The following is a 14,668-nucleotide window of genomic DNA, read 5'->3' as shown; positions in this document are numbered from 1 at the left end:
ACGCATTCCGCTCGCGACCGGGCGAATCCGCGAGCAGTTTCGGCGAGGAGGCACTCCGCCGACTTGAGCCGACCGCCATCCCTGCCGGGGTCGTCGACTCGCAAGCGCACGCCACCCTGACCGGCCTCGGGTTCCCCGCTCTTGACGGCGGCGAGCCGAGATTCCTGACCACCGTGGCCCTTGACCGGACCTGCCTGGAGAACACCGAGGCACTGGGGCACCTCGAGCCCGGCTACCGCTTGGGGACCTGGCTCGGCGAGGAAGTGGTCCTAAGACCGTGTCCTATGTGGTGATTCCGGCCGCGTGCTGATGGCCTCTGTTGCCGGAACGCAGCTACTCGGCAGCAGCCTGCGGCAGTTCATGACCTTGGTGGGTCTGTACGTCACACTGCGTCGCAGCGAATTCCCCACGCGGTACGAGGAACGGGACGCTCGTCGTAGCCTCGCGGCCTGGTCACAGCAGATCGACCCATCAGCGGGATCATCCGATCCTTGGAAGGCCGCATTCGGTGGAGAGTTGGATGTCCCGGAATCGCTGTGACAGGACACGGCGCCGACGCCCTCGTAAGCCCTGAAACGTACGGGTACAGATGTGTGCCCGCAGCGGCCGAAGACGGGGAACGATGACCAGCTCGCCCGACGGCGCCATGCCGCACCCCGGCCGAGGGCGCGCCGAGCCGCGCATGGCTGGAGGCGACCTTCGACCGCAGAACATGCCGCTGCCTTCGGGAAGATGACCCGCCGACCGGCCTCGTGCATACAGAGAGCCAACTATTCCTGATGGAGACCGGACTGTCCGCCCTGTCCCACCATCTGCCGTTCATGGGCACGATCGATGCGGCCGAGACAGGGCTCGTACCCGTGCCGTGGCCGGAGGATGCGGCACAGGGCTTCGGAGAGAATGCCGGGCGTGGACGTGTTCTACGGGTTCGCGCCCTGCCGGACGGCGGCCTGTAGAACACCGGCCCAGAGTGATGGTCACCAGGAAAGGAAGTCGCCCACTGTGAATTCTCACCTCGGCCTACAGGAAGCCTCGGACCAGATCCGCTCACAGCTGGCCAAACTTCCCCCCCCCCCCCCCCCCCCCCCCCCCCCCCCCCCCCAAGCGGGGCATTCTCTACGTCGACGGCCCCTCTGGAGCCGGAAAGACCCAATTTCTGAGAGATTTCGCCGCCAGCACGCCGGGGGCCGTGCTCGTTGATGCCACAGGCTGCTCCGCGGAAGAGGTGGCGGATCGGGTGATGCGGGCCATCGATGTCATACGGTGATTTCCGGAGCATCCGTGCCCTCACCAGTCTCGTTGACGATCTCGTTTCGATAGAAGATTCGACCCGAGAACCGTTGTCGTGACCAATACCCAGTAGGCGGGAAAGATGCGGTTCACGGATGAACCACTGGGCGTCGCCGCCGGCGGGATCGTTGGAGCGTTCAGTATTCGCTCCAAGGCAACCAACATCAAACTCGTGGTCGAAGTCGACAGCGAGGTGTACGACCTCAGCCCTCGGAACCGGAACCCCATCCTGCTCGGCCCGAGCCGCGACGTCGTCCGGCTGTCCCGCGACTCGCTGCCGCCGCGTCAGCGCACGGCCATGACGACCCTGGCCCTGTCCGAGCCGCACCGGGTGCGCTTCGAGGAGTGGCAGGCGCTCTGCTCCGCGTTCGGCACCGACTTCGACGTCGCGGAACTGCGCACAATCGGCGAGGAGTCACCACTCGTCACGGTCGACCCCGCAGGCGATGTGCCGGTCGGGTTCACCCATGAACGCAATGCCCGGACTCTTCGCGAAGAGGTCCCTGCCGACACGTTCCAGGCTTTCCAACAGGCCGTCGTGAACCGCCTGTTCGCCTGGACCGACGGCGACCCGCTCCGTGACTATCTGACCCGCGCCCTGCCCGCCCATGCCGCGGTTGCGGGCCGCTTCGAGGAACTCCTCGCGGATCCCCGCACGCTCGTCCAATGCACCCATACCGCCCTGCTCAGCGCACTTCGCGTGGCGTTCCCCCGAGAGCATTCCCGCGGGCAGCTTCGCCGCGGATCTGTACTACCTCGGCAACCTCGGTCTGGCACCCTCCTCGCAGGCGGAGTGGGCCTCACTGCTGCATCTCGTGGCGCTCAGCCAGGGCGATACGGAGCGGGCCGACGCCCTGATCGAGTCCGCCGGTCCACTGCCGTGGCGGACCGTCTGGACGCACTGGCGAGCCCCTGGCCAGGTCCGTCCCCGCCCGCCCCAGATCGACGTCGTCGAAGAGCTGCAAGCCGCGGCAGACGGCACCACCGTGACCAGCCGCACCGAGGACCGTCTCGAGCAGACCTGGCACGCGGCCACCGGCCGGCTCCTCGCAGTCACGGGGCAATTCGTAGGGCCCAAGGGACCGTTCATCGTGGAAGCCCCGCCCACACACCCGGCGGCGACCCGCTGGGGAGCCGAGACCTCCTGGAACTTGGTCCGCGCGTCAGCCGTCGGCGACCCAGCCACACTCCGCGTGATCCAAGCGCCCAAGGTCAAGGATGTGGCTTGCGCCGGTGATCTGGTGGTGTTCGGCGGAAGCCGAGGGATCTATGCGATCGAGCCCGATCCGGACTACATCGAAGCCACCCCTCTGCCCGCACTCCCCGCCATCAGCCGGCACACAAAGATCACACCGCGCCCCTTCGACGAGGCCGCGTGCCGCCCCACCCGCGACCTCGTACTCGACGTGTTCGACGCGGACGTCGCCCCCCTCCTGACCGAGAAGGAGCTGCCCCCCCGGCCTGGCCCACGAGCCGACCCGTCGTTTCCTCACCGAGGTCGGCTTCCCTGCCGTCAACAACTTCCTCAGCCTCAGCACCCACAATCTCGCGGGCACAGGCTTCGCCGAGCACACCTGGGAAGGCACCAAAAAGTTCGAAACACCCGTGGGAGACGGGCCGTTCTACGAACTGGGCACCTGGATCGGCGGCGTCCTGCTCCTCGACGGCCCCACCGGCCGCGTACTGCGACAGTCGAGGAAGGGCGCGGTCGACGACGACCGGCCCGGTGACCCCCTGGCCGGCTCCTCCCTGGCCCAGTTCAGCGCGATGGTGTGCCTGCAGTGGAAGTACATGCTGGCCTACAGCACGAGCGGCGGCCTCGACGGGGAGGAACTCATCGACGAGCTCAGGTCCTGGCTGACGGGCATCGACCCCACCGCGGCAGCCACCAGAAACTGGGGGCACGTCACGGACACCGACGAATTCATCTACCTGTAGGCATCCATAGACCTCGGCACGGTAGGCCCCGCCACCACCGGTCCCGGCAACCCGTCTCGACCGCCCGGCGCCAGTCGCGCGGACCACAAGATCATCGCACGGTACATATGTCCGCGAGGACAAGGACAATGGCGTATGACCACCACAACCGAAGGCTGCGCCCCTCACCCTGTCATAGGCGCCGCGCCAGCGTCCTGGCCACCCTTTGCTCATGGCGGACGGTGTGGTCCGGTACTTCGCCGTCGTCGTGCTGACCGGGTTTTCGCCAGCCGGTCTTGGGTTGCTCTCCGGATTCCTGATGTTGTGTGAGCCGGAGCTCTGGGCACAGCTCCCGCTCGATGCGAGGGATCCATTTGCCGTTCCCCGGAACTGCCCGCTCCGGCCGTCGGCCCGGGCGTCGCGCAGGGCGAGGAGGCCGGAGAGGGCACCTTCGTCTCCGAGGACGGCAAGAGCACGGACTCCAATGTGGGGCGAGAACGGAACTTCAGGAAAACCCCGGGAAATTGTTCTACGCATCTCGTACGGAATCGGCTACCGCAAAGGCGACGTGGGGAATGAAGCCCCGGCCCGGGAGGCCGAGTACGACATCCAGCGGACCGGCTGGAAGCCATCAAGCATGTCAAGCCCGAGGGCATCGCCATGCGCCAGCAGGTGAAGGCGATGACCGACGAGCAGATGATGAGATCGCGGCGAGTGGTTGCGGGCCTGGATGAAGACGGCAGGATTGGGAGCGGGGTGAACCGCTGACTCATCGGATACCTGGGAAATTAGAAGGACGCGAACGCTGAAGCGAGGAATCGAGTGGAACTGACGCCTGAGGGGGCACTCGAACAGGCCGAAGCCTGGCTGGCAGAACCCCATCGCCTGTACCGAACCCTTGCCGTCCGGGGTGTAGCGGGGTCGGGGAAGACGGTCTTGCTCGGCAAACTGGCAGCCAGGATTCCGGATGCTGTCTATGTTGATTGCCGAGGCAAGACCGCGGATGACGTTGCCCATTACCTCCTCCGCGCCTGGGGCGTCGCCGAGTCGCCGGCTTCACTCGTTGCCGGCGCCCAACGCATTCGGAGTGGCGGCGTCGCGCTGCTCAGTAACGTGCAATGGGCCGGCGAATTCGTGACCTCGAGTGAAGCCAGTCGGATCAGTCAGCGCATGGTCGGTACGCTCAAGCAATTCTCGCGACCAACCGTGCAGTTCGTTGTCGAGCGTTCCGCTGACAAACCGTGGGTGCCGGCACCCACCCGAAATGACATCGTCCTGGCCTCGCCGCGCGGCGGGGAGACCCGGTCCGGGGAATGGCTGGACATCCTCACCCGGCACCCTGCTCTCCGGGCTCTGGCGGCAGCAGAGCGGCGCACGGTCCCTCTCTCTGTCTGGGGGGAGCTCTGCCGATGCCTGGGCATTCAGGTCTCGTCCGGTGAACTCACCGAACTCGCGGAATCCCTCTCGGATCGCCTGCTCATCACCGAAGTCCCCGGCTCGGGCAGGGAGTTCGGATTTCACGCCGAATCGGATCGGCATCGGATCAGACTACTCCGTCCCGTCGATCACGGCAGTCTGCTCTCCGCACTCCTGGAGCCGTTGAAGGCACACGGTGCGACAGCCTGGGAGAACGTCGGCCCCACCGGTGCCTATGCGGCGCGAGCCGCGGCGCTCCATGCTGCACATGCAGGTCTCCTCGAGACCCTACTGGCTGATGGTCAGGCCCTTGCGAATCTCGATGCGACGGGGCTATTGCAGGGCATGGCCGCGACCTGGCCCCGCGGGATTCCGCAGGGCGGCCTTGCCATTGATGCCCACTATCTCGAGCAACTGGGGCTCGCGGCCGCACCACATGCGGAGTGGGTAGCGTGGCTGCATCATTCCGCGCTCAATCGGGGGGATGAATCGCTGGCCCGGTCGATCGTCGCCGACTCCGGGGTCGAACTCCCGTGGAAAACCGTGTGGACCAGGTGCCGGCCGTTCGGCACCTTCGGACGGTCGGAAGAGCCCGAGGACACGCTAGCGGACCAGCCGTCGGAGGACGCCCCTGGAACTCGAGACTTTCCGGAACTCGCCGAGAGCGGTTCCTGGCGCCTCCGTGCAGTCGGACCACCGGTGCGCCACATCTTCGACGGGCGCCTGAGCGCATCTCGCCCTTTCAGGTCCAAAGCCGTGTCGGATACGGAGTGGCTGATGTCAGGCCCCACCGGCCCATTCGTCGTGGACGCGACAACCACCCCGAGGGAACAACCTCACCTGGAGGCGCTGCCGGAACCGTTTGTCGGCCCCGTCACCGAGGCGGCCCTCTGGCGCTGTCCTGCACAAGCCATGACACGGAACGCTCCCACTCAGTCATGGCTGGAGAGCTCGTTCGGGCAAGGTACGTGCCGGGTCCTTTCGGAAGACGAACTGCCATCAGGTCTGAGCGATTCGGATAGTCGACAATTCCTGACCGGCATCGGTTGGCCCCACTTGACGGACCAACTGCCCTTCGTTCACACGGCCGACCTGGCGAAGACCGGGCTGGTGGAAGTCCCATGGCCTGATGACATGGATCCTCCGGAGAGCGAGGGCCCCTTCTACTCTCTGGCCGAATGGACCGGCGGTAACGTGCTGCTCGATGGAAGCACCGGTGCTGTCGTCCAGGACTACCGCACGGGATACAGTTCGTTGACCTTGGCCACGGGCCTTCGCCAGTTCTGCACCCTTCTCCGTCTGTACCACGAGTTTCTGACAAGTCCTTTCAATACGCCTGCCGAACGCGGAGATGCCCGCCGCAGCCTGTGGCAGTGGGCGGAAGACATCGACTCGGCGACCGAGGACGCAGATCACTGGGAACACGTCTTCGACGGGGATCTGGATTTCTGGGGCACCGAATAGGTTGTCACCTGATGACGGCACTCGACCCGTTGTGTCCCGCTGCTCCCGGTCAACCCTGAGTACCGTCACGTAAATGATCTTCGGTGTGGTGGGTGACCTAGTCGTTTCTCGTCATCCTGCGACGCTGAGGTGTGCACCGCGGGCAACGCCGAGCATGGCATTGCCCGACGTCCTTTCAGAGGGCAGTCCCGAAGGACCTTCCAGGTGGCGGATGGAGTGGCCCGGCAGCCCGCGCCTGCTGGTCCTGACGGGAGCGCCGGGCAGTGGTCGCTCACATCTGATCACCGGGTTCCTGACGCCCTGCGACCCGGAGTACCGCAAGCAGCTCCCCTGGGCAACCTGGACTCGTCGAGGAACTCGGCGCACCGCCCCGTACGCACGTTCGTAGGCTCCAGCATCGGGCCAAGAGAGACATTGAGGTCTTTCAGCGTTGCCGCTCCAGCGTGAGGACGGCGGCGGCGATTGACGTCATTCGATTCGGGCTGCACCGGGACCTGCGGAAGATCCGCCAGACTTCAGCCGTGCGATGCCACGCTCGACCGGTGCCCGGGCTGCGGACAGCGCACGGTTGACGGTCTGTTGGGTGGGTGTGAGGTCACGGCCCGGAGGGCGTCTGAGGGCCGTCGTCACCCATGGGCCGGCTCCCATATAGGCACGGTCGGCGAGGACCGGGACGCCCTGGCGCTCACAGATCCGGATGATCCGGTGGGTGCGGGCCGCGGTGAGGTCGTGCGCACGGCCAGGCAGTGCGGGCGAGATCCACAGCAGCCGCCCGGCCGGATTGGTCACGACCTGCACGTTCACCCCGTGCCGGCGGTGCTTGTGGGAGAAGTCGGCCCGGCTGTCGCCGACCCGGTCGCACTCCGCAAGCGTGCCATCCAGCAGGACGTAGTCCGGATCGGCCTCACGCAGGGCACGCAGCAGGCCGGGCGCGCGGTCGGCCAGCAGGTCGACGACGGCTGCCACGTAGGCGTGCGCGGTGCCGACGGAAATGCCGAACCCGGCAGCGAGCTGGGCGAGGGTGTCGTGCCGGCGCAGGTACACCAGGCCGACCAACGCACGCTGGTGCGGCGGGAGCTTGCAACGGCGGTCACCCTCGCGGGTGACGATCAGCATGGTTACCCCTTAAGAATGCTGGAGGTCCGGGAGGACTGGGTGTGGCTGATAGTGACCTGCCATTGATGGCTCGGAGTGAGTGGCCGCCCGGTCCTCCGGGATGCTCCGGCTGCTGATTGAGAAATGCGGTCATCGCTGGTTAAGGGCTTGGCGGCGGAGTGTTCCCGGACCTTAAGGGTGCTGGTGCCTGAGGAACGGAGCGACGACGGTGACGGAACGCCACGAGCAGGTCTGGGTCGGCATCGACGCCGGCAAGGCCCATCACTGGGCGGTCGGAGTCAACGCCAGCGGAGAGAAGGTGCTTTCGAGGAAGGTCGTCAACGGTGAGGACGACATCCTGGCCCTGATCGCACCGCTCAAACTCTTCCCCTGCACGGGGCGCTGGCTGGCGCCCTGCCCTGCCTCCTGGACGACGGGCGCTTGCTGGCCCAGTGCTCGGCCACCGCGCTGCGCGAGGCCCTGGCCATCGCCTACCCCGACGGAGTGCCGTACGCGAGCGTGGCAGCCATGCTGCACTATCTGGAGGTTCAGGGCACCTCCCCCTCGTCACAGGGTGAGTGGGTGGCCTGGCTCCATAACGCGGCACTCAGCACGGGGCGCGCAGAGCTGGCCGAACAGCTACTGGCTTCGGGGGTCCCGTTGCCGTGGCGGACCACTTGGACCCGCTGGCGCCCCATGGGCATCTTCGGCCGAATCCAGGAGGAGGCCGGTCGTGTCGACGAACTCGGCGTGGCAGTCGGCGAGTCCGGCCTGACCGTCGTTACGGCCCGGGACGTGACCACGGGCAAGAACGCCTACCCGAAACACCGGTACATCCGTCAGGAGTGGATCCCGGTGACCGGGGAGCCTGCCTCAGCTCCTGTCGAGGTGCGCGCCTCCCTGTCGGAAGACGATGTCCCCTGGAGCAACGCACGCCGCGCTCCGGACCGCGAGGCGCCCACCGTCACCTTCACCGAACACAGGGACAGCGGCTGGCAAGTCGGGGCGGATACGCCCCTCCCTCATCCCCCCAGTTGCCCGTCCGCCGTGACACAGGGCCTTTACGTCGACGGACGGTGGGTCCTCGCCGGCACCGGGGGCCTCTTCACCGTATCCGTCCAGGCGGCTGGAAGCGCCGCGCGGGACACGTACCGCACGCGGCCCCTGGTCGCCGCACACACCCGGACCGCTCCATGGCCCCTGCCGCCGTCCGCGTCCGCTGCTCTGCGCGGCGACGGAATGCGGGACTGGCTCGAGGAGACCTTTGGCACAGGGACCTGCCATCGGCTCGCCGAGGACCAACTCCCCCAAGGGCTGGACGACCCTGCCGCGCGCGGCTTCCTCACCGAGACAGGCCTGCCGGAGATCAGCGACTTCCTGCATCTCGCCATCACCCCGCGCGGCGACCGCCCCCTGCCCGGGGTGGCCTGGCCCGGCCGGGGCCGGGACGTACCCCGGCAACGCCGTGCCAGAAGCGAGGCACCCAGCGCCGGCCCGTTCTACGAGCTCGGTACCTGGATGTACTCCAGGCTCCTGCTCGACGGCAGCACCGGTCGGCTCTTCAGGGACACCACGGGCGGCTCGCCCGACCCCGTCGCCGGCAGCAGCCTCACCCAGTTCTTCACCATGGTCCGGTTGTACGACGAGTTCCGCAGAACGCACTTCCCCTACGTCGCCGACCACAAGGACGCGCAGCACAACCTCGCCAGGTGGTGCGAGCAGATCGATAGTGCCGCCGCCCGGGCCGAGGTCTGGAGGCTCATCCTCGAGGGGCACGACTTCGAGGACAGCACCTGGGACTTGGCCTCCTACGGGGCTGAATGGATCTGACACCTGGACCGGAGCTCGAAGCCGGAAAGCGCAAGATCACTGAGGCGCGTAAGCGACCGCCAGGGTTCGACGACGAAGGCGGCCGCCATCCGGAATGGAACTTCCGGCATGGAACTCCCGGCATGGAGCTACCGGCATGGAGCTACGGACTCATAGGGCGGTAGGAAGCTCGAAACCACGCCCGGCACTCCCTACGACACACCCCGCGCGACGACGTCCTCCAGACCATGTCCCCCCCCCATGAACCTCCTGACCCAGCTCGCACGCGTCGACCAGGACAAGTTCAACACCGAACTCGCCAACGCCCTGGAATGGCACAAGGACTACTGGACCGGCGACGAAAACCGCGCGCTAGAAGCCGTCCACGCCCAGTTCGGTGATGCCTGCGTAGAGCCAGCTCCACATCATCCCGCTGGGCGTCTCCGGATCGAACAAGCCCGGAGCCAGCTCCTCCACCTCATCCAGGAACACCTGCGCCACCGCCTCCTGGTCGCCCTCCACCGGGTAGGGATGCCAGCAGGCGTTGCTGTAGCGGTAGACGGCCTCGAGGATGCGCGTGAAGGCATCGAGGTCCGGGGCGAGCGGCACCAGCGTCTCGTCTGTCGGGCCGTCCAGGCGACTCCAGATGTGTACGGACCCGTCGTGGCGGTGCAGATACAGCTCGCCGTAGTCGCACGTGCCGAAGGCGATCAGGGCGGCGGCGGTCACACCGCTGGGCAGGCCGTCCTCGGACAGGTCACCGGCGCCGGGAGGCCGCATGGCGTCGGCGGGACGGGCCTCGTACTCGGCCATGTGGCACTGCCACCACGCGGGGAAGCCGATGTCCCGCAAGTGCCGTCTGGTTCCCGGGTGTTCGAGCCCAGGGGGCAGGGCGGTCTCGGGTATGCGCGCCACGTGCCGCTCCCCAAAGGCGTCGTCGACCCGGGCCGCGGTGAGCGGACCGGCCGGCCGCCGCTGCGGCGGTTCGGCGTCGAGCAGGGGCTCTTCGGATGACGTGGGGTCGATCCCGTGACCGCGCGGCCAGTCGCGCAGCACCTCGGCGTCCGTCTCCAGCACCGCGATACCGTGCGTGTCCTCGACGAGATAGCGGGTCCTGCCGCCCTCGCAGGCGAACGCGAGGGCGCCTTCCCAGCTCTCCGGGGCTGTCAGGTCCAAGTCGCGCAACTCCGGGGCATCCAACGCCCCCGGCGAGAAAGGCGCTTCCACCAGCGCTCCTTCGTCCTGAACCATCACCCTCCGGCCCGTCTCCGCGTCGAGCCAGAGCGGGCCGCGATGGTCGACCACCTCGATGATCTCCCGCCCCTCGTACAGGCGGCGATGGACCTGGTAATAGTCGCCGTTCAGGCTCGGGTGGGCCATGAACCAGTTGGCCGGCCGCCACCATGCCCACACCGTTCGCCACGGCATCCCCGGTTCGGCCTTGGCGATCTGTTCGGCGTACTCCTCGTGGCCGGTCGCCTTCGCCGCGAAGTGCAGCCAGGAGGCGAACTCGGCGGGCGTCACGTCAGCGCCACCGAAGATCGCCTCGGCCTGCAGGAAGGCCTCACCCCCCACACTCGGCGCGGCCTTGTCGGCGGCGGCAATGTGGTCGCGCACCGCCGTGCGGTCAGCGGTCAACAGCCGTGCAGGGTCGGCCAGTACGTCGTCCAGCTCCTCGTTCATACGGCCATCCTGGCACCCACCACTGACAGTCCCCGCGCCCGCGCGATCGCGCATGCCCGCAGCCCCGCAGCCCCGCTAGGGCCACTAGATGAGCACGGCGTTCACCAGGACGCAGACGCCGCAGCCCAGCAGGCCGCCGAAAAGCAGGCTGAGGCCGGTGATGAACGTCCCGCGCCGCATGGGGCGTCCGTTTCGGCGGAAGGCGGCGCTCAGCGGAAAAGTCGCCACTCCGAACATGGCGGCAGCGACGCACCACACCTTGACAGCCTCGACGTAGAACGACGCGAAGGTGCCGCGGTTGAAATACCCCGTGCTGTCTCCCACCACCTGGAACTTCTCGCCCTTGTCGGCTTCCTCGCCTGGCTCGAAATCCTCCACGTGGGAGCGGAGCTTGCCATCGTCGGAACGGAAGGTGCCGGAGCACTCCACGTCGTCCCCGATGGCGTCCATGCCGCAACGCTCGATGGTGATCGTCCCTTGCGTGCCGCCGGACACCTGCTTGGGGCCGTCCTCGTAGCCCACCCCGACGAGAATCAGGCCGAAGAGCAGAGTGAGAATCCCCAGCACTCCGATCCCTGTACGCCTGCCGACGCTCCGTTTCGCGGCAGCGGCCAGGCCAGGAACTCCCGTTCTGGCTTTCCGCAGGTCCCGCCCACCGCTCGCGTCCGTCTTCAATGCGCTCCCGTTCTCCTACGTGGTGCCCGTGCCCCGACTGACTCAAGAGATCTTGGCGAGGCCGGTTCGTGCAGGTCAAGCGCGCCGAAGCGGCATTGCGGACACCTCGGGGGCGACCGCATCGGCGTTCACGGCACACCTCCGGGACCTCTACACATCCGCCACGATCCCGGCCCCCGAGGCCGCCCGGTCCGCCGACTTAGCCGCCCGGTCAGCCGACTTACGGGACTGTCCGCGCTTCCTCGCTCGACCGACAACGGAGGTCACTGCGCATCGAGTCGTCCTCGGCTCCGCCCTTCACGCAGCCCGCTCCGGCTCCGACGGCCCCCTCCTGATCTCACTGATAGCTTGCTGCTCCAGACCGTTCACCCGTGGGAAGTCAATGAGCCAGCCGCCGTTCCAACCACCACCGCAGCCGTCGCAGCCACCGCAGGCTCCCGACAACCCCTACGCGCAGCCCGCCCCACCGCAGCAGCCACCGGGGTTCGGTCAGCCACCGGCTCCGGGCCGGCCTGCCATGCCGACGGGGCAGCCCCCGATGCCGGCCGGGCCGCCGCCCGCCGGCCAGCCCCCGATGTACCACGGAATGCCGCCCGTCCCTGGACCGGGACAGCCGCCGGGGCAACCGATGTATGGCATGCACGGCGCGCCGCCGTTCCAGGCGCCCCCGTTCGGGCAGCGGCCCAACGCGAGCGGTCATCCGGTGGGCGCGGTCTTCCTCGGATTGTTCGTGTCGGTCATCGTCTCGCTGCTCTACAGCGGTCTGATCCTGGCCACTTACAAGGACCAGTCGAACACGGTGGGCAACAGTCTCTATCTGGGTCACGCGCTGCTCAACGGAGCGATTGTCGGCTTCCTGATCGGCACGGTCGGGCACCGCAACCACGGCGCCTGGATCTGGGGGGCCGTCATCGCCGCGCTCAGCGCGTTCTTCGGCTATGCCAACTCCATCGTGCTCGTCTTCGCCGAGAGAGAGGGGGGCGGCGCCGTCTGGGACCTGGTGAGGTACGAACCCTTCTGGCCGGCCAAACTCTGGTGGACCGACAACAACGGGCGAGTCGACTGGTTCTCCCCGCTCGGCCTCGTGGTCGCCGCGGCCGCCGCTTGGGGCGTCGCCTACCTCATCGGCAGCAAACGCCGTCAGGCGTGACTTCTCTTCAGGTACCGGTCCGGGCGTCCAACGCCTGGTGCCCGGTCGGTAGCTGAACGCCGGCCTTCAGTCGGCCCGGCTCAGTGGAACGCCGGGCTGTCCCCGAGACCCGCCAGCGCTCCCCCGATGCAGGTGACCATCATCGCCCAGCGGGTGTGGCCGATCCGGGCGAGCACAAAACCCCAACCGCCGAGGGCCGTGCCCATGGCATACGTGGCGACCCAGACCCCCAGCGCATCGCCCTGACCGAGACGTACGCCGATCAGGACCAAGCAGACGACGGCGACCAGCCCGGCGAACGCCGTGTACATCCCTCGTGCCTGCCGCGCGTCCCGCCGCCGCTCCTCCGCGAGGCCAGGTCCGCCCTGAGCCTGGAACTGCGCCCGCAGCTGCTCCGCGCTCACCCCGGGACCGGAAGACAGCGGATGCCCGCCCGTCTCGTCCGACCTGTTTGCCGCGTTACCGCCATGCGTAGTCATGGCAGCGGAGCTTAGCGACCGATCTCGTCGGCACGGGCACACGCCCAGCCGATCACGCCAATCATGCCGATCCGCCGCCCATCACGCCGATCACGCCGATCCGCCGCCCATCACGCCGCTCGCGTCACAGGCCCTCGAGATACGCCAGTCCAAGCATCAACGGCAGGGAAACGAGGGCGAGTCCGAATGCCGTAGCCGACATCCCCGTAAGAATTTCCCGTTTGGCACGGAACCCGAGGTAAGCGGCGATCAGCGGGAGGACGGCACCGATCAGAAAGCTGAAGTGCCAGCCGGCATCGCTGATGAGGAAGATCATGAGGCCCCAGCAGGCCGGGACGGAGGCGATGCTCAGGTAACACGAACGCGTGAGGAAACGCTCCAGGTCGTCGACCCCGCCGAGGAAACCCATTACTCCTGACCGCCTTCTCCGCTACACCGCGGCGTGATCGTACCCACCGGTTCCCACCTGGGGAAATCCGTCCGCCGCCGAGAACCCGTTGACGGCCGAGGAGATGGCCACGCCGAGAGCGCCCATGGCCGACGCGAACGTGTCGAACGCCTTGGCCGCCTCGGCCCACAGCTGCATGAGTCGGATGGCCTCCGCCGCAGCCAGCGCGAACATGGCCACGGAAGCGGCCTGCCCGCCGACGGGGATCGCATTGACGGCCTGCGCCGCGAGCAGGTTGATCAGCCAGATGACGAGCAGGTCGCAGAACATCACGAGGAACGACTTGAGGAATTCCGCGAACTGGAAAGCCATCTGCGCCGCTTGCGAATAGCAGTCCTGCAGAGACTTGAAGGTCTCCTTGATCTCGTCGAGTTTCTTGGTGAACTCGTCGAAGTACACGGTGGCGGCGTTCGCGGCGTTACCTTCCCAGCTGAGGCCCACGTTCTGGGTGCCCTTGCGCACGTTGGCGGCCACCGCGTCACAGAACGACGCGAGATTGCCCCATACGTCGGAGCAGTCGTTGTACGAGTTCCAGTCCCCGAACACCCAGTTCGTGCAGACGCCGAAGGGGTCGAAGTCGAAGAGCAGCTTGGACGCCTCCACCGCCATCGCCGAGGGGCTGCCCAGGTCGAGGGCGGTGCCGAGCGTCTTCTGCACCGGGCTCATCTTGTACTCGTCCGCGTGGCCCGACCCGTACTTGACGAGGGGGTTGTCGCTGTCCCCACCCGGCGGCTTCAACGTGTCCACGGCGTCACTGGCGTCGGAGAAGTCCTGCGGATCGCCTCCGGAACCGCCGCCCGACACCTTGGAACCCGGATAGGTGGCGTCGAGTTTGGCCGCCTCGCCGCTGTCCGTCTCCCGGTAGTACTTGGCCGTGCCCACCAGTTCCTTCTCGGACGCCTCCAGAAGGCTCTTGACCTTCTCCAGGGCCTTCTTGGCCTCGCTGACATATTGGTCGTGGTCACCCGCGACCATGTCCCAGGCCTCACCGCCCAGCGCCTTCTCGATCTGCGCGTGGGTGCCTGTGTACGAGCCTGCCTGCGCACTGCCTTCCGCGGCACGCCCCACCAGCTTCGCGAAGCCGTCGATCGCACCGGGTTCTACATGAAAGTTCAAGACTCCCCCATTGCCTGCATCAGCCGACCCATCGGTCGTCCGGCCGCTGGGCACGGCCACTCGCCATCAGTTACGGCCGCTCCGCACGAGGACCGGCTACGGCCGCTCCGTACAAGGACCAGTCGT

At 67.4% G+C, this 14,668-nt stretch carries 11 protein-coding genes and 3 pseudogenes; 6 read left to right on the top strand and 8 right to left on the bottom strand.

Features of this window, described 5'->3' with window-relative positions; translation table 11 throughout:
- Positions 1–1,705: 1,705 nt before the first annotated feature.
- Both AB5J49_RS34445 and AB5J49_RS34440 read right to left on the bottom strand, forming a co-directional pair.
- Positions 1,706–1,966, bottom strand: coding sequence for a hypothetical protein (locus AB5J49_RS34445; protein ID WP_369172758.1), 261 nt, complete (start codon positions 1,964–1,966; stop codon positions 1,706–1,708).
- Between the two features lie 124 nt (positions 1,967–2,090).
- A complete protein-coding gene (locus AB5J49_RS34440; RefSeq protein WP_369172757.1) occupies positions 2,091–2,318 on the bottom strand; it encodes a hypothetical protein in 228 nt (75 codons plus the stop codon).
- 433 nt (positions 2,319–2,751) lie between these two features.
- On the opposite strand from AB5J49_RS34440, the gene AB5J49_RS34435 reads away from it, so the two are divergent.
- A complete protein-coding gene (locus AB5J49_RS34435; RefSeq protein ID WP_369175356.1) occupies positions 2,752–3,228 on the top strand; it encodes an SUKH-4 family immunity protein in 477 nt (158 codons plus the stop codon).
- Positions 3,229–4,029: 801 nt separating this feature from the next.
- Entirely contained in the window at positions 4,030–6,087 is a 2,058-nt protein-coding gene (locus AB5J49_RS34430; protein ID WP_369172756.1) for an SUKH-4 family immunity protein, read from the top strand.
- 424 nt (positions 6,088–6,511) lie between these two features.
- Here AB5J49_RS34430 and AB5J49_RS34425 read toward each other — a convergent pair.
- Positions 6,512–7,203 (bottom strand): annotated as a pseudogene (locus AB5J49_RS34425) (transposase family protein).
- Positions 7,204–7,411: 208 nt separating this feature from the next.
- Here AB5J49_RS34425 and AB5J49_RS34420 point away from each other — a divergent pair.
- From AB5J49_RS34420 to AB5J49_RS34410, 3 genes and pseudogenes are all read left to right on the top strand, one after another.
- Positions 7,412–7,546, top strand: a pseudogene (locus tag AB5J49_RS34420) (IS110 family transposase); the annotation flags it as partial.
- Positions 7,547–7,623: 77 nt separating this feature from the next.
- The gene (locus AB5J49_RS34415) at positions 7,624–9,012 is read left to right on the top strand and encodes an SUKH-4 family immunity protein (protein ID WP_369172755.1); all 1,389 of its coding nucleotides are present in this window, start codon (positions 7,624–7,626) and stop codon (positions 9,010–9,012) included.
- A 228-nt stretch (positions 9,013–9,240) separates the two neighbouring features.
- A pseudogene (locus AB5J49_RS34410) lies at positions 9,241–9,354 on the top strand (Imm49 family immunity protein); the annotation flags it as partial.
- Between the two features lie 9 nt (positions 9,355–9,363).
- Here AB5J49_RS34410 and AB5J49_RS34405 read toward each other — a convergent pair.
- On the bottom strand, positions 9,364–10,674 hold the full coding sequence (locus AB5J49_RS34405; protein ID WP_369172754.1) for an SUKH-4 family immunity protein: 1,311 nt from the start codon (positions 10,672–10,674) through the stop codon (positions 9,364–9,366).
- An 84-nt stretch (positions 10,675–10,758) separates the two neighbouring features.
- The gene (locus AB5J49_RS34400) at positions 10,759–11,241 is read right to left on the bottom strand and encodes a hypothetical protein (protein WP_369172753.1); all 483 of its coding nucleotides are present in this window, start codon (positions 11,239–11,241) and stop codon (positions 10,759–10,761) included.
- 745 nt (positions 11,242–11,986) lie between these two features.
- Here AB5J49_RS34400 and AB5J49_RS34395 point away from each other — a divergent pair.
- Positions 11,987–12,499, top strand: a complete 513-nt coding sequence (locus AB5J49_RS34395; RefSeq protein ID WP_369172752.1) for a hypothetical protein — start codon at positions 11,987–11,989, stop codon at positions 12,497–12,499.
- An 80-nt stretch (positions 12,500–12,579) separates the two neighbouring features.
- Here the strand turns inward: AB5J49_RS34395 and AB5J49_RS34390 are convergent, their stop codons facing one another.
- The 3 genes from AB5J49_RS34390 to AB5J49_RS34380 form a co-directional block, all read right to left on the bottom strand.
- Positions 12,580–12,903, bottom strand: a complete 324-nt coding sequence (locus AB5J49_RS34390) for a hypothetical protein (protein WP_369172751.1) — start codon at positions 12,901–12,903, stop codon at positions 12,580–12,582.
- Between the two features lie 199 nt (positions 12,904–13,102).
- On the bottom strand, positions 13,103–13,387 hold the full coding sequence (locus tag AB5J49_RS34385) for a hypothetical protein (protein ID WP_369172750.1): 285 nt from the start codon (positions 13,385–13,387) through the stop codon (positions 13,103–13,105).
- A gap of 21 nt (positions 13,388–13,408) precedes the next feature.
- Positions 13,409–14,542, bottom strand: coding sequence for a hypothetical protein (locus AB5J49_RS34380; protein WP_369172749.1), 1,134 nt, complete (start codon positions 14,540–14,542; stop codon positions 13,409–13,411).
- Between the last annotated feature and the right edge of the window lie 126 nt (positions 14,543–14,668).

The organism is Streptomyces sp. R28 (genome assembly GCF_041052385.1).
Lineage (GTDB): Bacteria > Actinomycetota > Actinomycetes > Streptomycetales > Streptomycetaceae > Streptomyces.
This window is presented reverse-complemented; position numbering and strand designations above follow the sequence as displayed.

What these genes read in the sequence shown, in the direction of transcription:
- AB5J49_RS34385 (WP_369172750.1), bottom strand. Translation starts at nt 13,387, where the DNA reads ATGGGTTTCCTCGGCGGGGTCGACGACCTGGAGCGTTTCCTCACGCGT.
- AB5J49_RS34395 (WP_369172752.1), top strand. Translation starts at nt 11,987, where the DNA reads ATGCACGGCGCGCCGCCGTTCCAGGCGCCCCCGTTCGGGCAGCGGCCC.
- AB5J49_RS34445 (WP_369172758.1), bottom strand. Translation starts at nt 1,966, where the DNA reads ATGGGTGCATTGGACGAGCGTGCGGGGATCCGCGAGGAGTTCCTCGAA.
- AB5J49_RS34405 (WP_369172754.1), bottom strand. Translation starts at nt 10,674, where the DNA reads ATGAACGAGGAGCTGGACGACGTACTGGCCGACCCTGCACGGCTGTTG.